The organism is Pseudomonas sp. TE21435 (assembly GCF_056279265.1).
In genome coordinates this window covers 3,187,303-3,212,117 of record NZ_JBWBQZ010000001.1, presented here as the reverse complement: position 1 = coordinate 3,212,117, position 24,815 = coordinate 3,187,303, and the positions used below count along the sequence as shown (strand labels likewise).

Sequence of the window (24,815 nt, the reverse complement as noted above, 5' to 3'; positions counted from 1 at the left end):
TTCAGATCAGGCTACCCAACTGGAAGATCGGCAAATACATCGCCACGACGAGGCCCCCCACCAGCAGCCCGAGGATCAGCACGATGGCCGGCTCCAGCAGCGTGGTCAACTGCTCCAGCGCCTGGCTCACCTGTTCTTCGTAATGCAGCGCGGCCTTGTCCAGCATCCGGTCGAGGGTGCCGCTGGCTTCGCCCACCGCCACCAGCTGGCGCAACAGCGGCGGGAACAGCGCATCCGCCTCCATTGCCTGCTGCAGGCCCATGCCACCGGCCACGTCCTGGCGCAACTTGAGGATCGCCCGCTCGTGCAGGCTGTTACCACTCACCGGCGCCACCGTGGCCAGCGCATCCAGCAACGCCACCCCGGCGGCATACGAGGTCGCCAGGCTACGGGCAAAGCGCGCCAACGCCGCCTGCCCGAGCAAGGTGCCCACCACCGGCACCCGCAACACCCCGCGCAATATCCACAGGCGCGCCGGCAGATGCCGCCGGTACAACGCCCGCACCCCAAACCCCAGCGCAGTTATCAACAGCACCAACCACCCGACGTGATTGCCCAGCCCTGTGGATAAATCGATCACCCACTGGGTGAACGCCGGCAGTGCCTTGTCGAAACTGGCGAACAACCCCTGGAACCGCGGCACCACCTCCAGCAGCAACAACGCCGCCACCCCCAGCCCCGTGAGCAGCAACAGCGCCGGATACAGCATCGCTTTGCGCACCTTCTGCCGCAGCGCCTGGCGTTTCTCCAGCATGGTCGCCATCTGTTCCAGCTGCCGGTTCAGCGTGCCCGACTGCTCGCCCACCCGCACCAGGTTGCAGTACAGCGCATCGAACCACCCCGGATGGCGCTGCAAGGCATCCGCCAAACCCAACCCCGCCGCTACATCCTGTTGCAACCGCACCAGCAGCGCCGCCATGGCGCTATTCACCGTGCTGCGCGCCATCACCTCGAACGCCTGTAACAGCGGCACCCCCGCCGTGAGCAAGGTCGCCAGCTGCCGGCTGAACCCCGGCGCATCCACCTTGCCCGCCCGTTGCGGCCAGCGCCAGCGCAGCCCACCCGCCAGCCGCACCCGCGTCGCGCGAATCCCCTGCTGGCGCAACCACGCCTGCACGAACGCCGGGCTGCGCCCAGTGTGCTGGCCCTGTTGCGGCGCGCCGCTGGCATCGACGCCTTCCCAGGCGTACAGACGGGTGGAAGCAGGCATGGCGAGAGTCCTTTTGCACGAGGGCGAAAAGCCCGGTAACAGCTTGCCCGGCCTGCTGCCGGGCGCGTTTCCCTGTGGCTCACTAGAGTAGTCCAGCGAAGATGACGCCCCGCCGCGCAGGGGTGACAAAAGGTGTCGGTTCAGGCCTACTGCGCGCCTGCCGGCCGGGGCGCGCCACGATGAAAGCGCCCGCCGCGCCTCCACGTATCACGAAGGAAGACCGTTCATGAAAGGGCAACGAGGTATCACCCTGATCGAACTGATGATCGTCGTCGCGATCATCGGCATCCTGGCGACCATCGCCATCCCCCTGTACACCAACCATCAGGCCCACGCCAAGGCTACCGCCGCGTTGCTGGAAATCTCCGCGCTGAAGACACCGATGGACGTGCGCCTGAACGACGGCAAGGACGTGCCCGACGTCGCCAGCCTCGGCGGCCAGCCCGCCACCGCCCACTGCGCGATCACCGCCAGCGGCAAGGCCGCCGACGGCACCGCCAGCATCGCCTGCACCCTGGCCGACGCACCGGCCAATGTGCTGGGCAAGACCGTGACCCTGGCGCGTACCCAGGCAGGCTGGACCTGCGTGACCACGGTAGAGGAAGACCTCGCGCCCAATGGCTGCACGGTGCAATGAAAGTGAGGTGAAACAGGGGTTTGCGTAACCGACACGGCAGTGGTACGTTGCGCAACACGCCGGTGTAGCTCAGTCGGTAGAGCAGCGCACTCGTAACGCGAAGGTCGCAGGTTCGATTCCTGTCTCCGGCACCAGATATCAAGAAGGCTTGCAGCGATGCAGGCCTTTTTTTGGGTTCTTCACGGATTGCCGGGAAAGTCATACTTGATCTTCATGAAAAAGAATTCGCTGTCCCGGTAGCCGTAAGCCATCCGCTTGATCACCTTGATCCGGTTGTTTATGCCTTCCAACTGCCCGGTGTGCATGGGCCATCGCACCCTGCTCAGGATGCCGCGCCAGTATCCCTTCAGCCGTCTAGCAAACTGCTTCAGCGCCGGTATTTCGCTTTCAGCAGCCAAGCGCAGCCACTGTTTCCAGGCTGATCGCCACCCCCAAGCGGTGGTAGGCGACCACAGGGCTTTGAGCTCTGCCTTCATCAAGTAAACTGTCATCAGCGATTGGTTGGCCGCCAGCAGATCCTGCAGATGTACCTGCTGATCTTCTCGCTTGAGGTTCTCTGGATTGCGCAGCAGCAGCCACCGCGCTTGCTTGATCACCTTGCGCGCGGGTTTGTCCTGGCGCAGGCGGTTGGCCTCATCGACCCGTACCCGGTCAATCACCTCTCGCCCATACTTGGCGACCACATGAAACAGGTCATAGACAACGCGTGCCCTAGGGCAATGTTGGCGCACCTCCAAGTCAAATGCGGTGTTCATGTCCATTGCCACTGCTTCGATCCGTGCACAGCCCTCCGGCCCCAGCTCCTCGAAAAAGGGCCTGACAGCGGCTCGGCTACGCCCTTCGCCAATCCACAGCACCCGGCGAGTGTCGGCATCCAACACCACGCTGGCGTAGCGATGCCCTTTGAACAGAGCGAACTCATCCATCACCAAGCGTCTGGGCTGGGCCCTCGGCAGCTTCTCCAGTGCGGCCTGTAGCGCCCGCCGCTCCAGCAAACGCACGCTGTCCCAATGCAAACCAAACAGCTCCGCGACGTGCAAGGTGGGCAGTCTTTGGCAAGCCTGGATCACGGCTTCGGACAAACGCCTGGTCATCCGCGAATAGCGGTCAAGCCAGCGGACTGACTCCATTCGCTTGCCACATGCGCTACACCCAACGCGTCGCAGCTCGACATTCAATCGCACCGCCCGGCCAAGAATGGGCAGGTCACGGATTGAGCGCTGACAGTATTCGTGGATGGCGGTGCTGGGCTGATGACAGCCGCTGCAGGTGGGGAATCTGGTGGGCTGCGGAATCAGGTCGATCAACAGGTCGTTGCCGTCATGCCGGATCGCGGTGACAGAAAAGCCCTCCCAAAAGGGCAGAAACGTATTAATATCGTGCACAAGAACGCCGGTTTGTAGATGTGTTTGCTCGCACGAACATCATCCATCAAACCGGCGTTCTTGTTTCTGTCTTTCCCGGGATTCCGTGAAGAACCTTTTTTTGTGCCTCGAGAAAGAGCTAAGTGTTTTCAGTCGTGCTCCCTCGACCGTGTGCATCGGATCGACTCGTACGATTCGCTTAGCTACCTGCTGCCTAGCGAGAAAATACATCCGTCGCCTTTTGGGGGCCCTTTTTGGATCGTGTCCCGGGAAGTGGTGTAACTGAACCAGCCGAAGGCGCCCTGCGGGCGAAAGAGGATGGTCATCGTGGTTCTTGGCTAACGTTGAGTTTGCGGACTTAACCTTCACCAGAGAAACCACGATGACCAAGCCCACTATCGCATTGACCGAGTTGGTTGAGAAAGGGGCAGATGCTGATCTGCTCAAGCAAATGATCCAGTTCGTTGCCCAGCGCATGATGGAGTTCGATGTCGAAGGCCTGTGCGGTGCCGGCTTCGATGTCAAAAGCCCAGACCGGACAAACAGCCGCAATGGCTACCGTGACCGCCTGTGGCAAACCCGTGCCGGCGACGTCGACCTGAAGATCCCCAAGTTGCGCCAAGGCAGCTACTTTCCGGGCTTCCTCGAACCTCGACGCACCGCCGAGAAGGCCATGGCGGCGGTCATTCAGGAGGCCTACATTCAAGGCGTTTCAACGCGTTCAGTAGATGAGCTGGTGAAGGCCATGGGCATGACCGGCATTTCCAAAAGCCAGGTGTCACGGCTGGCAGGCGAGATTGATGAACGCGTTCATGCGTTTCTTGATCGGCCACTTGAAGGTGACTGGCCCTACCTCTGGATCGATGCCACCTACGTCAAGGTGCGGGAGGCCGGGCGCATCGTCTCGGTCGCCGTAATAATCGCCGTGGCCGTGAACACTGACGGTGGCCGCGAAGTCCTGGGCATGCGGGTTGGGCCATCGGAGGCCGAGCCGTTCTGGACAGACTTCCTGCGCAGCCTCATGCGACGTGGCTTACGGGGCGTGAAGCTGGTCATCTCCGACGCCCACGAAGGCCTGAAAGCAGCTGTGTCCAAGGTCTTCAATGCGACCTGGCAGCGCTGTCGCGTGCACTTCATGCGCAACGCCATGGCCCATGTCGGCAAGGGCCAGCGCACCATGGTAGCGGCGCTGCTGCGCACGGTCTTCGCCCAGGACAGCCGTGCCGAATGCCATCAGCAATGGCGTTTGGTCGCTGATCAACTGCGCGAAAAATACCCCAAGATCGCGACACTCATGGACGGCTGCGAGGATGAAGTGCTGGCTCACATGGCGTTTCCAAAAGCGCACCGACAGCAGTTACACAGCACCAACCCGCTTGAACGGCTTAACGCTGAAATCAAACGCCGCACCGATGTCGTGGGGATTTTTCCCAACGATCCGGCCATCACACGGCTGGTAGGCGCGATGCTGCTGGAGCAGAACGACGAGTGGTGCCTGCAAAGACGCTACATGCAGTTGGAGGCCTTCGAAGCGGTCAGCGATAATCCACAGGCCAAGCTGTCGGCCGTGATCAACTAAACGGCAAACTCAGTGGCCAGAGCCATGATGAGTTACACCACTTCCTGGGACACAATCCAAACCTTGAGCTAAAACTCATCCTCAGAAAGTGCGTAGGTTGTTGCGTTCCCATTCGCTACTTTATAGAGGGTGAGTGTGATCACCGCGTACTCAGTACCGCGATACGTAGTCTTTTCAGTTAATTGCATGGGTTCTGATCGAGATAATCCACCGGATTTGAGGTCTCGGTAGCGAACGTCATAGCGGCCTTGCGTGAGGTTTTTCATCGTGAACTGACTGTGCGCTGGGATGAATACCTGCCGTGCCGGACGAGCCACGGTCCCTTGTAGCGCCACGAGCTTCAAAAAGACATCCGAACTGTTCCGCGTATTGTCGATTGTTACTTCTGAATGACCGGACGTGTGGGTTTGAGGCTCGCCTGCCAGATAACCTGCGTTTTTTGGCCATGGACGGCCATTCGGAGTTGCTTTAGGTCTGACATAGACCTGTTTGGTGACTGCCGCTGGTGACGCTGTGGCAGGGCTACTCTGAGCAGTTTTTCCGTTAGGGTTGATTGGTGATTGTGTTGCAATAGGTTGAGCCGAGTAGGGCATTGGTCCTAGCGGCGGTGTGTAACGAGATGCAGGTGCATTGATTACAGCAATAGCAATCCCTAAACCTACTGCGACGATTGCACCCAAATGGATGAAGAAGCGCTTATGGATCAGCCCCCAGCTGCTTTTTAGCTGCTTGGCCTCGGTGAGGCCTCCTAGCTCCCGCATGAACAATTCGAGGTTGCCGGTCAGGCTCTCTTTCTCTTTTACTGATACCCCTCCAGGGCTGGATTCGCTTGGTATTTTCTTGCAGTACGTCATCGCGCTTTGAGCAAGTGACTGTGCCAAGTCGGGCCGACCGGTCGCATAGAAATAGTAAGCCTGGTAGCCCAGCATCCGGGCATTCTCAAGAGGTGGCTGGGTACCTCCGAACATGTTCGTCACTAGCGCCTGTAGCGTATAGATCGGCCCCCACGGAAAGCCCCACCAACCCAGCAGCCAGGTGATTGCAGACGCTTTCAAGGACTGCTTTTGAGCACAGTCACTACAGTAGACACCAGCTATAGGCTTCCGCAGAGTGACCAAAAGGAAGCTTTTCACGGAGCGGAAAACTACTACCCTAGGCTGGGCTGAAACCTTTGCGCAGATCGTACAGCTGATAGGATCCGGAATCGCAGACGCGGTTGGTTCGGCGCTTGTACTGGCGGGCTCTCTTCTATCGTATTCGGCTCTCAATTCCGGGTCTGAGAGCACTGCATAAGCCTCATTCAAAAATTGAAATTGCTTAGTGGTGTCTTTCGCGGCGTTACGGTCAGGGTGTAGGTCCATTGCACGCCTGCGATATGCTGCCTTGATCTGGTCATCTGTGGCGGCGGGGCTCACGCCCAGAACTGCATAGAAACCATGAGGGTCGTTTTTGTCGCTTTGCATGAAACTATCCTTGTCAGCCCTAGTGGCTAGCAGGTACGTGTGGCTCAGATCGAATGGACACCCTCAATCGCAAGCAAGTGGCTTGAGAATACTGGAGTAACGATCCGAAGAATGCCAATTCGCGGGTATACCCAATAGTAGCTAATTGCCACTTTGACAGTCCAACTTAACCAAGGGAGCCATGTCTGCGTGTAGCACTTTTACAAGCCCACCACCCATTCTCTACGATGTAGGCAATTTCTCGCAGCCTCCATTGCCTTTTCCCGACCGTCCTGAGCTTGCATTAGCAGCTCCCAAGGAATAAATTCCCTCCGTCGCGGCCATTTCCGCGACCGGGTTTGGCGACCCGACCGAAAAAGGCGCAACGGCGCCCCGACCACGATTGCAGGCGCTTTTTTTGTGTCCGCAGTTCCGTGTAATGGCGGCTGTGCGTGGGAGACCTTCGGGTCTGCCGGGTTCCTTTTCCTCGGTTCGCCAACCTGCGTACAGCTGCCACCCTATTCGTTTGGCGACGATGGTGTGGTGCTTCAACCGAAAAGGACCTCATGCATGCATTTCGCAAATCTGTACAGGATCCTCGCATCCGCTCTCCGCCGCCCAACCCGTGCGGCCACCCCATCCCCAGCCTTCTACCCGATCGACAGCCAATCCCTCGCCGAACGCGCCAACCGCGAGGTGTCCCATGACTGACCGTGACCGCATGTCTACCCTGCAAAGCTACGTCTGGACCCTCGAACTGCTAGGCGAGGCGCTGGTCCAGCATGACGAGGTGCTCGAGTGCGAGCACAACCCGCAACTGAGCTTCCGCAACACGGCGGGCATTCACCAGGCGATCCGGATCATCAGCCGCTTGGCCAGTGAGCAGTTCGGCAAGCTGGAGGTGATGAAAGAAGAGGGTGTTTCTACAGGCTGATGCTGCGCATCATCGGGGCCGCTTTGCGGCCCTATTGCGGGGTGTGTCCTGAGCAGACTTCACTTGAACCATCGCGTCTTGCAAGAGCGTGCCCGGTCGGCAACGCATCGCTTGCCCGGTGCTTCATCACCCCCGAATCAGCGTCTACCAGAACCACCCACCCCGAGCCAGTTCCTGCTCACAACTCCGATATTGCGCCCCAAACACCGACGCCCGCGCCTGCACCTTCTGCGACACGTTCTTCAGCCACGGCTTGGCATCGTAGCTGCGGTTGCGGTAGCCACCCCAGCCTTCGTGGTAATTCAGGTACTGGCCATAGGCGTCCCACTTGGACGTGCCATTCACCCGTTGGCTCTTCTGCATGTACCAGCCCATGAAGTCGAGGGCGTCGGCGAAGTCGTCACGGGCGGCGCCCCAGCCGCCGGCTTCGCGCTTGTAGTCGGCCCAGGTCTCGTCCTTGGCCTGGGCGTAGCCGTAGGCGGTGCTCACCCGGCCCCAGGGGATGAAGCCGAGGAAGTAATAGCGCGGCGGCAGGGCGTCGTGCTTGAACGAGGACTCCTGGTACATCATCGCCATCGGCACCTGCACCGGGGCGCCCCAGCGCGCCTGCATCTTCAACGCCGCCTCGTGCCACTTCGGCTTCTCGCGGAAGATCTCGCAGAGGTTGTCGGGGTTGGCGGGCGGCTTGGTGGCACAGCCGGCTACAGCCAGGAGCAGGGCCGGCAGGGTGAGCCGAAGCATGGAGGGGGTTTCCTTGTGCGGACGTCGGGGTCGCAGGGCGCTGACGCTTTATACATTCTTTTGAGATGCAGATGAATCAGCGGGCGATCACACGATGCCGAGCTTTTGCTCTGCCCTGCAGTGAAAAGCCTACAGGAGCAATACTCTTCATACGCGACGCTCAGGTAGCCGTTCTATATCACCCCGACAGATGCGACCATGCCGCGAAAGTGGCTGCTCGGCTGCGGGGTGTCTCCAAGGTGCGTCCGCTTGGGGCGGGAGGCCCAAGTGGCGGAGCTTCGAATGGGTGCGCACCGTAGCAATCGCGGCAGTTGGCCAACTTTATGAACCTTGCTAATGATTGTTAAAAAGTTTCAACGGCATCGATCTGCCGTGGCCTTTGAGCGGCGGTTCATCATCGCTGCGTCGGCGGACGGTCATCGTGGTGTTGGCGCGGCAGCCGGGCATGACGCTCTGCCAATGCCATCAGGCGCGGCACAAGGCCGCCCCGGCAGGTGGGGCGGCATAGGCACGCTCAGCGCCCGGTCGCTTGCTCGATGAGCAACTGCCAGTTGCGCGCCTCTTGCCAGTCGGCGGCAAAGGGCAGCTGAAGCCAGTAGGGATGCTGGCCAGCGCTCTGCAACTGCACGTGCAGGGTGAAGGTGCGCACGGTGTCGTGGGTGGTGGTCGAAGTGGAGCGGGACTTGCCGCCGCCGATCATGCCGAAATGGTTGTTGAACGCGTAGACGTTGCGCCAGCCGTGCTTGGTGGTGGTCTTGGTAGTGCTGCGGGTGACAGCCTGTTCGTCCACGCGCACTTGCTTGACCACCCGTGGCGCATCCATCAATGCGTGGCACTCGCCGGTTTCCGGGGCCAGCACATACAGCGCGTGGCTGTCGGGGAACACCGCCAGCATGCGCCCGCCGCGGCACACCCAGCGGTATGGCCCCAGGGCCTGGCTGGCCAGGAATGCCTTGCCATGCTCCATGCGCGCCGCATCGAGTGTGCGCCAGGCCTTGTCCAGCGCGCGTTGGCGGGGGTACCACAGTACCGACACCGGGTAGTACAGCAGCCACAACAGGCACCAGAGCAACACGGCATAGATCGGCCCGCCGATGTAATGGCCCTGCCAGATCCACTTGAGCATCAGATAGGCGCAGTAGGCGGCTTGCACGCCCATGAATGCCAGGGTGACCTGGCGCCGGCGCTGGTGCAGGCTGGCCTCGGCCTGCCGCACCTGTTCAACGGCGCGGCTGAGCGGTTCGGGTGTGGCGGTGAGGAGGGTATCGGCGGCGGTAACGTGTTGCTGAACTGACATAAGGCATCCTGCGCATGAAGGCTACGCGCGCCACTCTGGGCGCGACGGGCCGGGAGTATACCTTGGGTAAAACGCAGGGTTCGAGCCGGGAGCGGGCGAGGAATGCCAGTACTTCGTTTGCTGCTCGGTCAGTGACTTTTCCGACGGACAATGCGCATGGCTATAGGCGTATTACTCGTTGAACTCCGCAGCGACGTCGGGCTGCCGGGAGGGCGATCTCGAGGTGGCCGCTTCGAACCACCCCGGCCACGAACTACGCTGCCGGTTCTCCACCTGCACACAGGGAATCAGCCGCTCACGCAGCACCTCGGTCCTGCCCACGCTCACCGCCAGCCGATACTTGGCGCTGTGCACGCATTCCCGATCGCCAAACTCGCAACGGTCCAGGCGGGTGCCGCCGCACGGCCCGTTTGCCAGCCCCTTGGGGCAGGTCTCGGGGCAGATATACAGCGTGTCCTCCAGCCGGCAACTGCCACAGGTATCGCAGCCCACCATCGGCCGTTTGATACGCCGCTCCAGCTGGTGCAGCCACTGCGCCGCCGTGGGGTTGGCCCACAGTGGCCGGGTCACGGCCCAGCCGAAGGCCTTGCTCAAGGCGGTGGTGCGGCTGAACAGCTGGTGGTGCATCGCCGACAGCAGGTGATAGCGAACCTTTTCCTTGTTGGAGGCGGTGATCTGCCGTTGCCCGAGGCGCCAGGCGTGCCCGGGTGGATGGAAGGTGGCCGGCTCAAGGTCCGCTTCCTGCCAGGCCGCTTCCCAGGCCGGGGTCCAGTCTTCCAGTGAGGTGAACTGCGGTTGCAGTGCGCTGATGGCCTGCTCCAGCGCCTCGAACTGCGCCACCTCGTGGATACCGGACAAGTGCACCCCGGCATAGCCCATCAACTTCAGGCCGATCACCTGCAAGGCCAGGCGCTGGTTGGCGCGCTGCTTGGCGTAGGTCTTGGAAACCGCAGCCTCGGCGGCCAGCAGTGCGCGCATCGATGGCGTGACGGTCACCCCGGCAACATGCTCGAGCATCCCGGCACGGCCCTCGGTGAGCGCCATGATGCAGGCCATCAGCGGCTTGGGGCGGGGTTGGCGCTGCATCCAGTCGAAGGCTTCCTGATGCTTATCGATATCGAAACCCAGTTGCAGGATGAACAGGTCGGCTCCGGCGGCGAGTTTCTTTTCAGCCTTGCAGTACTGCGCGCCGCCTTCGGCCTCCTGGTACTTGAACGGGTTGAGCGCGGCGGCCAGCAGCCAGTGCGGGCGGGCCTGGCGGACGATCTGCAGGGCGGCGACGGATTCGAGGTAGCGCACCGGGCGCTCGCCCGGGACGTGGCCGGGCAGACGGTCGCCGGTGAGCAGCAGGAGCTGGTCGAGGCCGGCGGCGTCCATGCGTTGCAATTGCGCCAGCAGTTCGCGACGTTCGCGGTCCTTGCCTGAGAAGTGCAGCAGGGCGGGGACGGGCTCGGCCAGGCTGTTGAAGGCGTCCAGCGGCGACATGTCCAGGGCGCTGCCGACGCGGTCGCCGATGGCCACGGTCAGCGGCCAGCCGCACAGCTGGGTGCGGGCCATGAGGGTGTCGAGGGTGGCGAAACGCTCGGCGCTGGGCTTGGGCACGAACTCCAGGATACAGGCGAAGGCGTTGGCGTCCAGGGTCGTTTTCAGCAGGCTCATGGGGTGTGGGCTACCGGGTTGGGGCAGGGTGGCAGTGTGCGACAGGTGGGCGGCGTTGGCATGTCTGATTGCGCGGGTGAGTGTGTTGATTGAGACATTTGGGTCACCTGGGGCGACGTCATCGCGGGGCAAGCCCGCTCCCACGAAGCCTGCAACAACTTCGATGGCTGTAATGGCTCATCACAGGAATTGGCACTATGAACAAATCTTGAGTTCATCTCAAATTTAATGAGTTTGTCTCACATTAAACCGCAGCCCAGAATCTCCCTCATTCATTTTAAAAAGATCGAGGGACCACGACATGGCACTGGCACACAACCTGGGTTTCCCACGTATCGGCCGCGACCGTGAGTTGAAGAAAGCCCAGGAAGCGTTCTGGAAGGGCGAGCTGAACGAAGCCGGCTTGCGCGCCGTGGGCCGTGAGCTGCGTGCCGCCCACTGGCAGGTGCAGAAGGATGCCGGCATCGACCTGCTGCCGGTCGGCGACTTCGCCTGGTACGACCAGGTGCTGACCCACTCGCTGACCTTTGGCGTGATCCCCGAACGCTTCCGTGCCAAGGACGGTGCCAAGCCGACCCTGCAGACCCTGTTCGCCATGGCCCGAGGCGCCGTGGCGACGGACCGAAGCGATAGCTGCTGCGGTGGTGCCCACGCCCAGGAGATGACCAAGTGGTTCGACACCAACTACCACTACCTGGTCCCCGAGTTCAGCGCCGACCAGCAATTCGCCCTGAGCTGGGAGCAGCTGTTCGAGGAGGTCGAGGAGGCCAGGGCCCTGGGCCATGCGGTCAAGCCGGTGGTGATCGGCCCGTTGACCTACCTGTGGCTGGGCAAGGCCAAGGGCGCCGACTTCGACAAGCTCGACCTGCTCGACCGCCTGCTGCCGCTGTATGACCAGATCTTCAACCGCCTGGCGGTGCAGGGCGTGGAGTGGGTGCAGATCGACGAGCCGATCCTCGCCCTCGACCTGCCGCAGGACTGGAAGAACGCCTACGAGCGGGTCTACAACATCCTCCAGCGCGCGCCGCTGAAAAAACTGATCGCCACCTACTTCGGCGGCCTCGAAGACAATCTCGGCCTGGCCGCCAACCTGCCGGTCGATGGCCTGCACATCGACCTGGTGCGTGCCCCGGACCAGTACCCGACCATCCTCGACCGCCTGCCGGCCTACAAGGTGCTGTCGCTGGGCGTGGTCAACGGCCGCAATGTCTGGCGCTGCGACCTGGACAAGGCGCTGGAGGTGTTGCGCCATGCCCATGAGCGCCTGGGTGATCGCCTGTGGGTGGCGCCGTCGTGCTCGCTGCTGCACAGCCCAGTGGACCTGGACCGTGAAGACCAGCTCGATGACGAACTGAAAAGCTGGCTGGCGTTCGCCGTGCAGAAGTGCCGCGAAGTGACGTTGCTGGCCAAGGCACTGAACCAGCCCGAAGCCGACGAGGTACTGGCGGCGCTGGCGCAGAGCCGCGCCGTGCAGCGCAGCCGCGCCACCTCGCCACGGATTCACAAGCCGGCGGTGCAGGCCCGAGTCGCCGCGATCAAGCCAACCGACAGCCAGCGCACCACCGCTTTCGAGCAGCGCATCGCCAAGCAGCGCGCCGGGCTCAACCTGCCGGCGTTTCCGACCACCACCATCGGTTCGTTCCCGCAGACCGCGGCCATCCGCCTGGCGCGCCAGGCGTTCAAGCAGGGCAAGCTGACCGAGGCCGACTACATCGAGGCCATGCACAGCGAGATCCGTCATGCGGTGCAGATCCAGGAGAACCTCGGCCTGGACGTACTGGTGCACGGCGAGGCCGAGCGCAACGACATGGTCGAGTACTTCGCCGAACAGCTGGACGGCTACGTGTTCACCCGTTTCGGCTGGGTGCAGAGCTACGGTTCGCGCTGCGTGAAGCCAGCGGTGATCTTCGGTGACCTGAGCCGCCCGAAGGCGATGACCGTGGACTGGATCACGTACGCCCAGGGCCTGACCCGCAAGGTGATGAAGGGCATGCTGACCGGCCCGGTGACCATGCTGATGTGGTCGTTCCCGCGCGAGGACGTGAGCCGCGAGGTGCAGGCACGCCAGCTGGCGCTGGCCATTCGTGACGAAGTGGTCGATCTGGAAGCCGCCGGCATCAAGATCGTGCAGATCGACGAGGCCGCTTTCCGCGAGGGCCTGCCGCTGCGCCGCAGCGCCTGGCCGCGCTACCTGGAATGGGCCACCGAGGCGTTCCGCCTGTGTGCCTCGGGCGTGCGGGACGAGACGCAGATCCACACCCATATGTGCTACAGCGAGTTCAACGATGTGATCGAGTCGATCGCGGCGATGGATGCGGATGTGATCACCATCGAAACCTCGCGCTCCGACATGGAGTTGCTGGAGGCGTTCGAGCGTTTCGCCTACCCGAACGAGATCGGCCCGGGGGTGTACGACATCCACTCGCCGCGGGTGCCGAGCAAGGAGGAGATGGTCAAGCTACTGTGCAAGGCGGCACAGCGGATTCCGGCCGAGCGGTTGTGGGTGAACCCGGATTGCGGCTTGAAGACCCGTGGCTGGCCGGAGACCGAGGCAGCTTTGGTGAACATGGTCGCCGCTGCCCGCGAGTTGCGCGCTTCGGCCTGATCCCATCGCGGGGCAAGCCCGCTCCCACGTAGGTTCATTCCGGCGTTGTGGGAGCGGGCTTGCCCCGCGATTGGGCCCGCGCATGTTCCCCGGACTTCGGCTAGAGTGCCCGGACATCCCTGCCGAAGCCCTGCCATGAAGCTCATCCACCTCACCCTGATCTGCCACGCCCGCACCGCGGCGCAAAGGGTGGGGCGTTTCGCTCTGGATAGTGAGCCGTTGCTGGAGTTGCCCTCGCTTGTGCCTGAACCGGCGGTGCGCTACCTCAGCGCACCGGAGCTGCGCGCCCGGCAGACGGCCGAGGGCCTGAGGGCGACGGTTGATGAGGGGCTGCGCGACTGCGACCTGGGCACCTGGAAAGGTCAGCCGCTCAAGCAACTGGATGAGGCCGCGTTGCAGGCGTGGCTGAGCGACCCCCATGCCACGCCTCACGGCGGCGAATCGCTGGCCGCGCTGTGCGAGCGTGTTGCCCACTGGATGGACAGCGCCCTGGGCGAGGGTGAATGGATCGCCGTGACCCACCCCTTCGTCATCCGCGCCGCAATGCTGCATGCGCTGGGCGCGCCTCTGCAATCCTTCCACCGCATAGATGTGCAGCCCCTGGCCAATGTGCGTTTCAGCCATTACGGTCAGTGGCGGGTGCGACTGGGCTGAGCATTGTGGGGCCGCTCCGCGCCCCATTCGCCGGCAAGCCGGCTCCCACAGGGATGGCACTTGGCTTGAGAGCAGAGCGGTCGGGGTGGGAGCCGGCTTGCCGGCGAAAGGGGCGCGAAGCGGCCCCGACGACATCAGCTTGAATGATCGGCTCGTACCAAACTCGGCACAACACGAACGTAGACCAGCTCGCTGACCAACTCCACCAGCGTCTGGGTAATAACCGCCGCTGCCGCCAACGCCCGGATCGACTCAGGCAGCGCCAACGCCAGCGGCAGCACCACCAACGAATTACGCGTGGCGGCGCTGAAGGTCACCGCCCGGGCCTCGCCTGTGGACAACTTGAACAGCCGCGCCGCAAACCATCCGAGCAGCGGCGCCAGCAAAGCGAAGCCGACATACACCGGCACTACCGGCAGCAGGTCGTCCAGCCGGCTGGCGACCACGCCGATCTGCGAGCCGATCACCGCGATCAGCACCAGGGCCATGGCCGGCACCGGCAGCCAGGCCCAGGCATCGTTCCACTTCGAAACCAGCGCAGAGCGCCGCGCCCCGGCGCTGGTGGCGACGGCCAGCAGCAGTGGCAGCACGATCAGCAGCACGAAGGCTTCGACAAATGGCGCCACGGAAATCTCCACATGGCCGGCGCCGCCGAGCATCAACGCCAGGTACAGCGGCAGCAGCGCCAGTTGCACCAGTAGCAGCACGGGCGTGGCGGCCAGGGTCAGGCGCGCGTCGCCCTTGCCGAGGTGGGTGAACACCACCACATAGTCGATGCACGGCGTCAGCAGCACCAGCAGGGCGCCGACCAGCACGGCGGGGTGCTCGGCCAGCCCGCGTGTGCCGGCCCAGACCAGCAGCGGCACCAGCACGAAGTTGGCCAGCAGCAGCGCGCCCATGAAGCGCCGATTGCCAAGCCCCGCGCGCAGGTCGAGGAACGGGATCTGCAGGAACATCGCGTACATCAGCACGGCAATGGCCGGGGTCACCAGCGCTTCGAGCGCGCCGGCGGCGCCGGGTGCGAGCAGGCCGAGCACGGCGGCCAGCGCTACGGCGATGAAGTACAGGGGGATCTGGTTTTGCTCGAGTTGCGCTCTGTCCACGGGCGGCCTGGCATTTCCGACTGGATTACTGGGGCAGGCAGGGTACTATCCGGCGCAGTCCATAGGGAGTGATTCGATGAGAATTCTGGTGGTCGGTGCAAGCAAGGGATTGGGCCAGGCGCTGGTGCAGGGCCTGGGTGGGCATGGCGATACGCTGATCGGTGTGTCGCGCAGCAGGCCGGTGGCGTTGCCGGGCGCGGCGCAGTGGATCGAGGCCGACCTCGGCCAGCCGCGCCAGGCCGCGGCGATCATCCATGAGGCGGTGGCCGACGGTGGGCTGGACGTGCTGGTGTACAACGTCGGCATCTGGGAGGCGCGGGCCTTCGAGGAAGGCTACAGCTTCCTCGATGATGACGAGGCGCAGATCGAGCGCATGGTCGACACCAACATCACCGCGCCGCTGCTGCTGATCAAGCGCCTGCTGCCGCTGCTGCTGCAGAGTGCCCGACCACGGATCATCCTCACCGGCTCCACCTCCGGCCTGCCGGGCAGTGGTCGCCCGGAGGTGACCTTCGGCGCCAGCAAGTTCGGCTTGCGCGGCATCGCCGAAAGCTTGCGCGAAGGTTTCCGCGAACAGGGCCTGGGGGTGAGTTGCCTGAACCTGGGTTACCTGAACACCGAGGATGGCCTGGACGTGCCGCTGGCCGAGGCCGAACGGCGGGGCGAGGGCTCGCTGATCCCGCTGCACGATGTGGTGCAGGTGTGCCGGATGATGCTGAATCTGTCGTCGGCCAGCTATGTGCGCGACATCACCTTGCCGGCGCTGCGCGACGAGCGCTTCTGAGCTGCGAGGGCGCGCACTGATGCTGAAAAGGCCCGACAGGAGAACCCGTCGGGCCTGGGCGAAGGTCTCAGCTGACCAGACAGATCGCCCGCAGTTTTGAGCCTTCGCGCACTTGCGTGGTGGTATCGCCGAGCCATTGCTGGGTATCGGTCTTCTGCTGTTTGGAGAACACGTCTTTGACGTTGTTCCAGCTTTCCACCGACAGCTGGTAGATCGCCTGGGACAAGGTGTAAGACGATTGGAAGGTGATGGTGCCCTTGTGGCTGGACGCCTTGATGGTGAATTCGCTGGCGTACAGCATGAAGTTCACCGAGCCGCTGTCGCCGGTTTGCAGGATGTTCTGGTTGAAGTTCGACTGGCGCTCGGTCTGCTCGGAATAGGACAGTGCCGCATTCACCAGGCTGCTGAGGGACTGTTTGATCTGTTCGACATCCTGGTTCTTCAGGCCGATGAAGCCTTTGACGAATGAGTCGACCAGCGCGTTGGCGTCATGGCTTTTTTGCTGGATCTGCGTGACTTGCGCTGCCAGCAGGGAAAGGAACGGGATTTCCGCGATCTGCTGGGTGAAGGCGATGAAGTGCTCACGGTCACCGGCGGACTTCGGCTTCTGGTCGGTCGGCTGGTCCAGTGGGTTGTAGCCGGAGCGTCGGCGGGCAATGTCGATGGCCGTCTGCAGGCCTTCGTAGATGCTCACTGGTGCGCTGCCGGGGCTGACGTTGGCGTCCGCATCCTTGGCATAGCTGCCGGTCGCCGTGCCCTTGGCCGGGCTGAAGAAGGGGTTGATGGCATCCGCGCCGCTGCGCATGGATTGGCCAGTCGCCGTGAGCAGTTGGCGGTTGTAGTCTTGCGCGAAAATGTTGCCGCGCAGCGCAGTGGATTTTGCATTCGCCTTGGTTTCCGTCAGCCAGGCGTGGGCACTTTCTTTTTCCGATGGGATTGCTCCTGGAGCGTGCATGTCAAATCCCTTTAGCAGATTTATTTATAGGGTCGATTGCGCTCGAACTTAAGCAGTTCAGGGAGTGCCTGACACAGGTTAGAGGGCGCCTTGAAAGTGTCAAAGTGTTGTTTTGGTGGCAGTCGGAAAGTAGGGGGCGCTGGTGAGAGTATTCGAATTAATGGCGCAGCTGCTTATCGTGAGGGGTTAAGTTGATGAGACGTTAAGTGTTCATTTGAATATGTTTGTTTCTTTTATGAGCTCTTTAAAGCTGCACTATTAATTACAACTAGTGCTTGTGGATGGCGATTGTTCAGGGTGGGCAACAGGTCTTCGGGGCCGCTTCTGCGGTCCATCGCCAGCGGGCCGGCTCCCACCGAAACAGCGCATGGCTATTGGGCAGTGCGAACGGGGTGGGAGTCGGCTTGCCGACGATGGGCTGCAAAGCAGCCCCAAAAGCCGTCAGGTCAGCGTTCGATTGCCAGGGCCACGCCTTGGCCGCCGCCGATGCATAGCGTCGCCAACCCTTTCTTCGCATCGCGCTTGATCATCTCGTGCAGCAGGGTCACCAGCACCCGGCAGCCCGACGCGCCGATCGGGTGGCCCAGGGCAATGGCGCCGCCATTGACGTTGACCTTCGCCGCATCCCATTCCAGCTGCTTGCCAACCGCCAGCGCTTGGGCGGCGAAGGCCTCGTTGGCTTCGATCAGGTCCAGGTCGGTAAGCTGCCAGCCGGCCTTGTCCAGGCAGCGCTGGGTTGCCGACACCGGGCCGATGCCCATGATCGCCGGGTCCACGCCCGCGCTGGCGTAGGCCGCGATCTTCGCCAGCACCGGCAGGCCCAGGGCCTTGGCCTTGCTGGCGCTCATCAGCAGCACGGCGGCGGCGCCGTCGTTGAGGCTGGAGGCGTTGCCGGCGGTGACACTGCCGTCCTTCTTGAACGCGGCGCGCAGTTTGCCCAGGGACTCGGCGGTGGTGCCGGGGCGTGGCTGCTCGTCGGTGTCGAACACCAGCGGCTCGCCTTTTTTCTGCGGGATGTGGATCGGGGTGATCTCGTCCTTGAAGCGGCCGGCCTCGATGGCGGCCACGGCCTTGCGCTGCGACTCGGCGGCGAAGGCGTCCTGCTGCTCGCGGGTCAGGCCGTACTTGTCCACCAGGTTCTCGGCGGTGATGCCCATGTGGTAATCGTTGAAGGCATCCCACAGGCCGTCGCTGATCATGCTGTCGACCAACTGGCCGTGGCCCATGCGCTGGCCAGTGCGTGCCGAGGGCATCACATAGGGCGCCAGGCTCATGCTCTCCTGGCCACCGGCGATCACCACCTCGGCGTCGCCGCAGCGGATGGCCTGGGCGGCCAGGTGCAGGGCCTTGAGGCCCGAGCCGCAGACCTTGTTCAGGGTCAGGGCAGGTACTTCGTAAGGCAGGCCGGCCTTGACGGCGGCCTGGCGGGCGGGGTTCTGCCCGGCGCCGGCGGTGAGCACCTGGCCGAGGATCACTTCGTCGACCTGGGCCGGGTCCAGCTGGGTCTGGGCCAGCAGCTGGCGGATCACCGCGGCGCCCAGTTCCACGGCGGACACGTTGGCCAGGGCCCCCTGGAAGCTGCCGATGGCAGTGCGGGTGGCGGCGACGATGACGACTTCGTTCATTGTTGTTCTCCAGGATACGAGCGTGATCGTCACAGCATCCGCGCCCGGGGCTTATTTGAGAAGTTTGTTTTTCTTTGCCATTGATCCGAAATTCAAATGAATGATCGGGGTCGCGGCATGCCTTCATTCGGTCAGGGCCAGGTTTGGCCGCTCCCGTGAGCCTGGGGCCGCATGGCGGCCCTTTGCCGTTCAGCGCACGGTGCTGGCCTGGATCGCGGTCAAGGCGATGGTGTGCACGATGTCGTCCACCTGCGCCCCGCGCGGCAGGTCGTTGACCGGCTTGCGTAGCCCTTGCAGCATCGGCCCGAGGCTGACGCAGTCGGCGCTGCGCTGCACCGCCTTGTGCGTGGTGTTGCCGGTGTTCAGGTCGGGGAACACGAACACTGTGGCCCGCCCGGCCACCGGGCTGGCGGGCGCCAGCTGGCGGGCGATCTCGGGGTTGGCGGCGGCGTCGTACTGCAACGGGCCGTCGATCAGCAGGTCGTGCTCGGCCTGCTGCGCCAGGCGCGTGGCCTCGCGGACCTTCTCCACCTCTTCGTCGCTGGCCGCCGAGTCGCTGGAGTAGCTGAGCATCGCCACCCGTGGCGCGATGCCGAACGATTCGGCCGACTCGGCGCTCTGCCGGGCGATCTCGGCCAGCTCGGCGGCGCTGGGGTGCGGGTTCATCACGCAGTCGCCATAGACCAGCACCTGGTCGGGGAACAGCATGAAGAACACCGAGGACACCAGGCTGCTGCCTGGCGCGGTCTTGATCAGCTGCAAGGCCGGCCGGATGGTGTTGGCGGTGGAATGCACCAGGCCCGAGACCAGGCCGTCGACTTCACCGAGTGCCAGCATCATGGTACCGATCACCACCGGGTCTTCCAGTTGCTGCTCGGCCATCGGCGCGTTGAGGTTCTTGCTCTTGCGCAGGTTCACCATGGGCTCGACATAGCGGCCACGGATCACCTCGGGGTCGAGCACCTCCAGGTCCGGCGGCAGGCTGATGCCCTGGGCGCGGGCCACGGCCTGCACTTCCTCGGGCTTGGCCAGCAGCACGCAACGGGCGATGCCCCGGGCCTGGCACAAGGCCGCAGCCTGCACCAGCAAGGGCTCGGCGCCCTCGGGCAAAACGATGCGCTTGTTGGCCTGCTGGGCGCGCTGGATCAACTGGTAGCGGAACACCGCCGGTGACAGGCGCAGCTCGCGTGGCGTGCCGCAGCGCTGGTGCAGCCAGGCGGCGTCCAGGTGGCTGGCGACGAAGTCGGTGATGAACTCGGCGCGCTCGCGGTCGTCCACCGGGATCTCGCGGTTCAGCGAGTTGAGCTGGTTGGCGGTGTCGTAGGAGCCGGTGCTCACCGACAGGATCGGCAGGCCGGCCTGCAGGGCGCCGCGGCACAACTCGAGGATGCGCGGGTCGGGCTTGCTGTCGCTGGTCAGCAGCAGGCCGGCCAGGGGCACGCCGTTGATCGCCGCCATGCACACGGCGAGGATGATGTCGTCGCGGTCGCCCGGCGTCACCACCAGGGTGCCGGAGGTCAGCAGCGGCACGGTGTTGGCGACGGTGCGCGCGCAGATGATGATCTTGCTCATGCGCCGCTGGTCATAGTCGCCGGGGTTGAGCACCTGGGCGCCGAGCAGCTCGGCCACGTCGCGGGTGCGCGGGGCGTTGAGCTCGGCCTGGTAGGGGATGCAGCCGAGCAGGCGGAAGTCGTTGCCGCGCAGCAGCGGCGAGTGCTCGCGCAGGCGTGTGGCGAAATCGGCCATGCTTTCGTCGGTGCGCACCTTGTTGAGGATCACCCCCAGCACCTTCGGGTCGCGCGGGCCGCCGAACAGCTGGGCCTGCAGTTCGACGCGGCCGGACAGCTCGCTGAGCACCTCGTTTTCCGGCGCCGACACCAGGATCACCTCGGCGTCCAGGCTCTTGGCCAGGTGCAGGTTGACCCGGGCGGCATAGCTGGCGTGACGGGTCGGCACCATGCCCTCGACCACCACCACGTCCTTGCCGACGCAGGCCTGCTGGTACAGGCGGATGATCTGTTCGAGCAGTTCGTCGAGCTGGCCGTCACCGAGCATGCGTTCGACATGGCCCAGGCTCAGGGGCGTCGGCGGCTTGATGCCATGGGTGCGGGCGACCAGTTCGCTGGAGCGCTCCGGGCCGGTGTCGCCGGGGTGCGGCTGGGCGATCGGCTTGAAGAAGCCGACTTTCAGCCCGGCGCGCTCCAGGGTGCGCACCAGGCCCAGGCTGATGGAGGTCAGGCCGACACCGAAGTCGGTCGGCGCGATGAAAAATGTCTGCATGCGTGCTTCTCGGAATAAGCGGTGCAAGGAGTTCAGCGGCCAAGGGTAGCGCTAACGGCACCTTGAGCGCACCAGCCGCAGGCGAATACCTGGCCGATGCGCCGGGCGCGTTCGTTGGCATCGAGCACCCAGGGCCGGGCCTGCCACGGCGGCTGGTGGCGCAGATGCTGGGTGTGGCCGCAGGACAGCTCGACCACCCAGTGCCGCTCTTCGTCGAGGTGGAAGCCGGTGATCCGACTGATGGGCTGCTGTTGGTCCGCGCCGGGTTCGCAATCGGCCGATGCGTTGGTTACACTTGTTCGTTCTATATTCTTTTGCAAAAGGTCTTGCCCCATGCTGATCGCCGCCAACAAGGCTGTCTCCATCGACTATACCCTCACCAACGACGCAGGTGAGGTCATCGACAGCTCCGCCGGTGGTGCGCCGCTGGTCTACCTGCACGGTGCCGGCAACATCATCCCGGGCCTGGAAAAAGCCCTGGAAGGCAAGCAGGCTGGTGAGGAGCTGACCGTTGCCATCGAACCCGAAGAAGCCTACGGCGAGTACTCCGCCGAGCTGGTCAGCACCCTGAGCAGCAAGATGTTCGAAGGCGTCGACCAACTGGAAGTCGGCATGCAGTTCCACGCCTCGGCGCCGGACGGCCAGATGCAGATCGTCACCATCCGCGACATCGACGGCGACGACGTGACCGTCGACGGCAACCACCCGCTGGCTGGCCAGCGCCTGAACTTCAAGGTCAAGGTTGTCGACGTGCGTGACGCCAGCGAAGAAGAAATCGCTCACCGTCACATCCACGGTGAAGGTGGCCATCACCACTGATTTTCTGCGCTAAGCTCAGAGAGTCGCCAGGCGCTCGGGCAAGCCGGACTTGCCCTCCTCGGGAGGGTGGACGGTTTGGCCGCGCGCCTTTTTCGTGGGCGGGATTCGCCCCTGCGGCAATCGGAACCTGAGAGGGGATTTCATCATGAGTGCATTTCACGACCTGACGTTGAAGGCGCTGAACGGCGAGGACCTGCCCCTTGCACCGTTCAAGGGCCAGGTGGTGCTGGTGGTCAATGTCGCCTCCAAGTGCGGCCTGACGCCGCAATACGCTTCGCTGGAAAAGCTGCACCAGCAGTACAAGGGCCAGGGCTTCAACGTGCTCGGCCTGCCGTGCAACCAGTTCGCAGGCCAGGAGCCTGGTAGCGACAAGGAAATCCAGGACTTCTGCAGCCTCAACTACGGCGTGAGCTTCCCGCTGGGGGCCAAGCTCGAGGTCAACGGCGCGCAACGTCATTCGCTGTATCGCCTGCTGGCGGGCGAAGGCGCCGAGTTCCCCGGCGACATCACCTGGAACTTCGAGAAGTTCCTGGTCGGCAAGGATGGCCGGGTGCTGGCACGTTTTGCCCCGCGTACCGCGCCAGACGATCCGACCGTGGTGCAGGCGATCGAGAAAGCGTTGGCCTGATCATGGTTTGCCCAGCGCCGGCCCGCCGGCGCTGGGCAACACGGGCCCGGGCAACCTAGAACGCCACGGACGTCTGCACGTAAAGCGTGCGCGGCTCTCCCACGTACTTGCCCTTGTTGTTGTCATCGAACGAGCGGGTGTAGTACTCGCGGTTGAACAGGTTCTTCACCCCCACCGCTACCTTCAGGTTCGAAAGCGCAGGCCCGAAGTCATAGCCGGCGCGGGTGCTGACCAGCATGTAGCCGGGGATGCGCCCGGTGCTGCCGTCGGCGCTCTCGCTGCCGGTGTTGGCGTTGTCGGCGTACTGGCTGCTCTGGAAGCTGCTGTCCAGGTTCAACTGCCACGGGCCTTCGGTATAGCCGATGCCCAGCGTGCCCTTGTGGCGCGACGAGAACGGCACCTGGTTGCCCTTGTTCGGACCGTCTTCACGAATGGTGGCGTCGACGAAGGCGTAGCCGGCATGCACATCGAAACCGGCCAGGGCCGGGCTCAGGCCGTCGAGGGCGTAGCGCACGCTGGTCTCGATGCCCTGGTGGCGGGTTTCGCCACGGGCGATCACCGAGTCGTTGGTCTGGTTGCTTTCGTACTGGTTGTCGAAATTGATCAGGAACGCGCCGATCTCTGCCTGCAGGTCGCCATTGTCGTAGCGGGTGCCGACTTCCCAGGTGCGCGCCTTCTCCGGTTTCACCTCGCCACTGCTGACCCGGTTGGGCATCTGGCTGTACTGCACGCTGCCGAACGAACCTTCGGTGTTGGCGTACAGGTTCCAGTCGTCGGTGAGGTGGTACATCACGTTCAGTGCGGGCAAGGCGGTGTTGTAGCTGCCCTGGTACTGCTGGCCGTTGAGCTTGTTGCTCTGCCGCGAGTCGATCATCTCGTAGCGGATGCCCGGGGTGATGGTCCAGCGGCCGATGTCGATGCGGTCGTCCAGGTAGATCGCGTGGGCTTCGGTACTGCCGCGGGTGTCGCGGTCATTGCGGCTGGCCGTGGTCGGCAGGGCGCCGTTGACCGGCTCGCGGTAACGCAGTTCATGGCCGGCTTCGTTGACGTAGCGGTAGCCGACGCCCAGCTCGTGCCAGCTGTCGCCCAGGGCCAGGCCCTGCGAGAAACGCGTTTCGATACCGCGCACCCAGTACTCGCGCGGCGACAGCGAGACGAAGCTGCCCTGGTCCAGGTAGCCGCTGCGCAGGGTCTTGGTGAAGAAGCTGTTGACGCTGAACTGGCGGTCGTCCTGCTTGTAGTCGTAACCGAAGTTGAACAGGGTGCGACGGCCCCAGAACTTGTCCTTCAAGCGGGTCGACTGGTACGGATCGGCGTCGAAGTCTGCCGTGCTGAGGCCGCCGGGCATTTCAGCCTCGCCCTCGTAGTACTGGGCCATGGCGTGCAGGCTGTTGGCGTCGTCCAGTTGCAGCTTGCCCTTGAGCATCAGGTCGTCGATCTGCGTGTCGCTGTGCTCGCGCCAGTCACTGCCACGGGTGCCGGAGTAGAGCAGGGCGCCGCCCAGGCCGTTGGCGTTGGTGCCGCCGATCAGCAGGTTGGCGCTGTTCTTCAGGCCATCCTGGCTGGACGACGGGCTGAGCTGGTTCTGCATCGCCGCCTTGAAGGTGGCCTCTTCGGGAATGGCGCGGGTGACGAAGTTGACGATGCCGCCGACGTTCTGCGGCCCGTAGCGTACCGCGCCGCCGCCGCGCACCACGTCGACGGCGTCCATGTTGCCCAGGCTGATCGGCGCCAGCGACAGCTGCGGCTGGCCGTAGGGGGCGAAGGGCACCGGGATGCCGTCCATCAGCACGGTGGAGCGCGAGGCCAGGCGCGGATTGAGGCCGCGGATGCCGAAGTTCAGCGCCAGGTCGTGGCTGCCGGTGCCGTTGTTTTCCGGGGCGTTGACGCCGGGGATGCGGTTGAGCACTTCGCGGGCACTGCTGGCGCCATTGCGTTCGAAGTCGTCGCGGCGTACCACGTCGCGGGCACCGGGGTGCTCGAAGACGTTGTCCTGGCGGGCCTCGGCCAGCCAATCGCCGACCACGGTCGAGGCGCCCAGCTCGACCGGTGCATTGCCGCCCGTGGCCGGCAGCGGTTGCAGGCTATAGGCATTGTCGGCCTCCTTACGCGCCTGCAGGCCACTGCCGCGCAGCAGGGCGTCCAAGCCCTGGCCGACCTCGTACTGGCCTTCCAGGCCGGGGCTGTTCAGACCTTGAGTGAGGCCGGGGTTGAACGAGATCAGCGCGCCGCTTTCGCGACCGAACTGGTTCAGGGCCTGTTCCAGTGTGCCGGGCGCGATATGGTAGTCGCGGGGCTCGCCGGCCAGGGCGAACGGGGCGGCGAGGATCAGGGCGTAGGCGAGGGGACTGAGGCGCAGGGGCATGTGACGGAGGTCCTGTGACAAGGGGTTCTGCCTTCTCTGTCACGCGAGGTTCGCGAAATGGCTCAACGGATATGAAATAAATGTGCGCTGGCACCGCTCTTCGTGGGAGCGGGCTTGCCCCGCGATGGCCATGT

General features: G+C 63.8%; 20 protein-coding genes and 1 tRNA gene. 9 read left to right on the top strand and 12 right to left on the bottom strand.

All coding sequences use genetic code 11. The annotated features are described in order from the left end of the window. Position 1 precedes the first annotated feature (1 nt). The gene (locus ACZ9C1_RS14445) at positions 2 to 1,210 is read right to left on the bottom strand and encodes a type II secretion system F family protein (protein ID WP_476254106.1); all 1,209 of its coding nucleotides are present in this window, start codon (positions 1,208 to 1,210) and stop codon (positions 2 to 4) included. Positions 1,211 to 1,436: 226 nt separating this feature from the next. Here ACZ9C1_RS14445 and ACZ9C1_RS14440 point away from each other — a divergent pair, with 226 nt between their 5' ends. Together ACZ9C1_RS14440 and ACZ9C1_RS14435 are read left to right on the top strand one after the other, a co-directional pair. Further along, positions 1,437 to 1,847, top strand: a complete 411-nt coding sequence (locus ACZ9C1_RS14440) for a pilin (protein ID WP_476254105.1) — start codon at positions 1,437 to 1,439, stop codon at positions 1,845 to 1,847. 58 nt (positions 1,848 to 1,905) lie between these two features. After that, positions 1,906 to 1,981 (top strand) — tRNA-Thr (locus tag ACZ9C1_RS14435). 45 nt (positions 1,982 to 2,026) lie between these two features. On the opposite strand, the gene ACZ9C1_RS14430 is transcribed toward ACZ9C1_RS14435, so the two are convergent. Beyond that, a complete protein-coding gene (locus ACZ9C1_RS14430) occupies positions 2,027 to 3,232 on the bottom strand; it encodes an ISL3 family transposase (RefSeq protein WP_457378950.1) in 1,206 nt (401 codons plus the stop codon). Positions 3,233 to 3,593: 361 nt separating this feature from the next. On the opposite strand from ACZ9C1_RS14430, the gene ACZ9C1_RS14425 reads away from it, so the two are divergent. Further along, a complete protein-coding gene (locus ACZ9C1_RS14425; RefSeq protein WP_016391483.1) occupies positions 3,594 to 4,790 on the top strand; it encodes an IS256 family transposase in 1,197 nt (398 codons plus the stop codon). A 68-nt stretch (positions 4,791 to 4,858) separates the two neighbouring features. Here the strand turns inward: ACZ9C1_RS14425 and ACZ9C1_RS14420 are convergent, their stop codons facing one another. Next, positions 4,859 to 6,253, bottom strand: coding sequence for a J domain-containing protein (locus ACZ9C1_RS14420; protein ID WP_476254104.1), 1,395 nt, complete (start codon positions 6,251 to 6,253; stop codon positions 4,859 to 4,861). Positions 6,254 to 6,935: 682 nt separating this feature from the next. Between ACZ9C1_RS14420 and ACZ9C1_RS14415 the strand changes: the two genes are divergently transcribed. Continuing rightward, entirely contained in the window at positions 6,936 to 7,166 is a 231-nt protein-coding gene (locus ACZ9C1_RS14415) for a hypothetical protein (protein WP_102682137.1), read from the top strand. 144 nt (positions 7,167 to 7,310) lie between these two features. On the opposite strand, the gene ACZ9C1_RS14410 is transcribed toward ACZ9C1_RS14415, so the two are convergent. The 3 genes from ACZ9C1_RS14410 to ACZ9C1_RS14400 all read right to left on the bottom strand — a co-directional run bounded on the left by ACZ9C1_RS14410 (position 7,311) and on the right by ACZ9C1_RS14400 (position 10,863). Continuing rightward, positions 7,311 to 7,907, bottom strand: a complete 597-nt coding sequence (locus ACZ9C1_RS14410; RefSeq protein WP_434729102.1) for a transglycosylase SLT domain-containing protein — start codon at positions 7,905 to 7,907, stop codon at positions 7,311 to 7,313. 514 nt (positions 7,908 to 8,421) lie between these two features. After that, positions 8,422 to 9,204 (bottom strand): hypothetical protein, encoded by a 783-nt coding sequence (locus tag ACZ9C1_RS14405; protein ID WP_139668906.1) that lies wholly within the window; start codon positions 9,202 to 9,204, stop codon positions 8,422 to 8,424. 171 nt (positions 9,205 to 9,375) lie between these two features. Then, complete coding sequence (locus ACZ9C1_RS14400; RefSeq protein WP_476254103.1) at positions 9,376 to 10,863, bottom strand: methylenetetrahydrofolate reductase C-terminal domain-containing protein; 1,488 nt, start codon at positions 10,861 to 10,863, stop codon at positions 9,376 to 9,378. 301 nt (positions 10,864 to 11,164) lie between these two features. On the opposite strand from ACZ9C1_RS14400, the gene metE reads away from it, so the two are divergent. Both metE and ACZ9C1_RS14390 read left to right on the top strand, forming a co-directional pair. Further along, positions 11,165 to 13,468, top strand: coding sequence for a 5-methyltetrahydropteroyltriglutamate--homocysteine S-methyltransferase (gene metE / locus ACZ9C1_RS14395; protein WP_476254102.1), 2,304 nt, complete (start codon positions 11,165 to 11,167; stop codon positions 13,466 to 13,468). Between the two features lie 135 nt (positions 13,469 to 13,603). Beyond that, positions 13,604 to 14,122: a histidine phosphatase family protein gene (locus ACZ9C1_RS14390; RefSeq protein WP_476254101.1), complete on the top strand. Its 519-nt coding sequence runs from the start codon at positions 13,604 to 13,606 to the stop codon at positions 14,120 to 14,122. Positions 14,123 to 14,256: 134 nt separating this feature from the next. On the opposite strand, the gene ACZ9C1_RS14385 is transcribed toward ACZ9C1_RS14390, so the two are convergent. Continuing rightward, positions 14,257 to 15,225 carry a bile acid:sodium symporter gene (locus ACZ9C1_RS14385; protein ID WP_476254100.1) on the bottom strand — a complete coding sequence of 323 codons (969 nt, stop codon included), beginning with the start codon at positions 15,223 to 15,225 and terminating at the stop codon, positions 14,257 to 14,259. A 76-nt stretch (positions 15,226 to 15,301) separates the two neighbouring features. On the opposite strand from ACZ9C1_RS14385, the gene ACZ9C1_RS14380 reads away from it, so the two are divergent. Beyond that, positions 15,302 to 16,009 carry an SDR family oxidoreductase gene (locus tag ACZ9C1_RS14380; RefSeq protein WP_476254099.1) on the top strand — a complete coding sequence of 236 codons (708 nt, stop codon included), beginning with the start codon at positions 15,302 to 15,304 and terminating at the stop codon, positions 16,007 to 16,009. A gap of 67 nt (positions 16,010 to 16,076) precedes the next feature. Here the strand turns inward: ACZ9C1_RS14380 and ACZ9C1_RS14375 are convergent, their stop codons facing one another. The 4 genes from ACZ9C1_RS14375 to ACZ9C1_RS14360 form a co-directional block, all read right to left on the bottom strand. Then, a complete protein-coding gene (locus tag ACZ9C1_RS14375; RefSeq protein WP_023631032.1) occupies positions 16,077 to 16,964 on the bottom strand; it encodes a hypothetical protein in 888 nt (295 codons plus the stop codon). Between the two features lie 446 nt (positions 16,965 to 17,410). Next, positions 17,411 to 18,589 (bottom strand): acetyl-CoA C-acetyltransferase, encoded by a 1,179-nt coding sequence (locus ACZ9C1_RS14370; protein WP_277502030.1) that lies wholly within the window; start codon positions 18,587 to 18,589, stop codon positions 17,411 to 17,413. Between the two features lie 189 nt (positions 18,590 to 18,778). Next, positions 18,779 to 20,869, bottom strand: a complete 2,091-nt coding sequence (gene pta, locus ACZ9C1_RS14365; protein WP_457378140.1) for a phosphate acetyltransferase — start codon at positions 20,867 to 20,869, stop codon at positions 18,779 to 18,781. 32 nt (positions 20,870 to 20,901) lie between these two features. Further along, entirely contained in the window at positions 20,902 to 21,204 is a 303-nt protein-coding gene (locus ACZ9C1_RS14360; RefSeq protein WP_198755867.1) for a DUF3565 domain-containing protein, read from the bottom strand. On the opposite strand from ACZ9C1_RS14360, the gene ACZ9C1_RS14355 reads away from it, so the two are divergent. Then, positions 21,203 to 21,688 (top strand): FKBP-type peptidyl-prolyl cis-trans isomerase, encoded by a 486-nt coding sequence (locus ACZ9C1_RS14355; protein WP_046854201.1) that lies wholly within the window; start codon positions 21,203 to 21,205, stop codon positions 21,686 to 21,688. The genes ACZ9C1_RS14360 and ACZ9C1_RS14355 overlap by 2 nt on opposite strands. 145 nt (positions 21,689 to 21,833) lie before the next feature. Then, positions 21,834 to 22,316, top strand: a complete 483-nt coding sequence (locus ACZ9C1_RS14350; protein WP_102682126.1) for a glutathione peroxidase — start codon at positions 21,834 to 21,836, stop codon at positions 22,314 to 22,316. Positions 22,317 to 22,371: 55 nt separating this feature from the next. On the opposite strand, the gene fecA is transcribed toward ACZ9C1_RS14350, so the two are convergent. Then, positions 22,372 to 24,681: a TonB-dependent Fe(3+) dicitrate receptor FecA gene (gene fecA / locus ACZ9C1_RS14345; protein ID WP_476254098.1), complete on the bottom strand. Its 2,310-nt coding sequence runs from the start codon at positions 24,679 to 24,681 to the stop codon at positions 22,372 to 22,374. Positions 24,682 to 24,815: the final 134 nt, after the last annotated feature.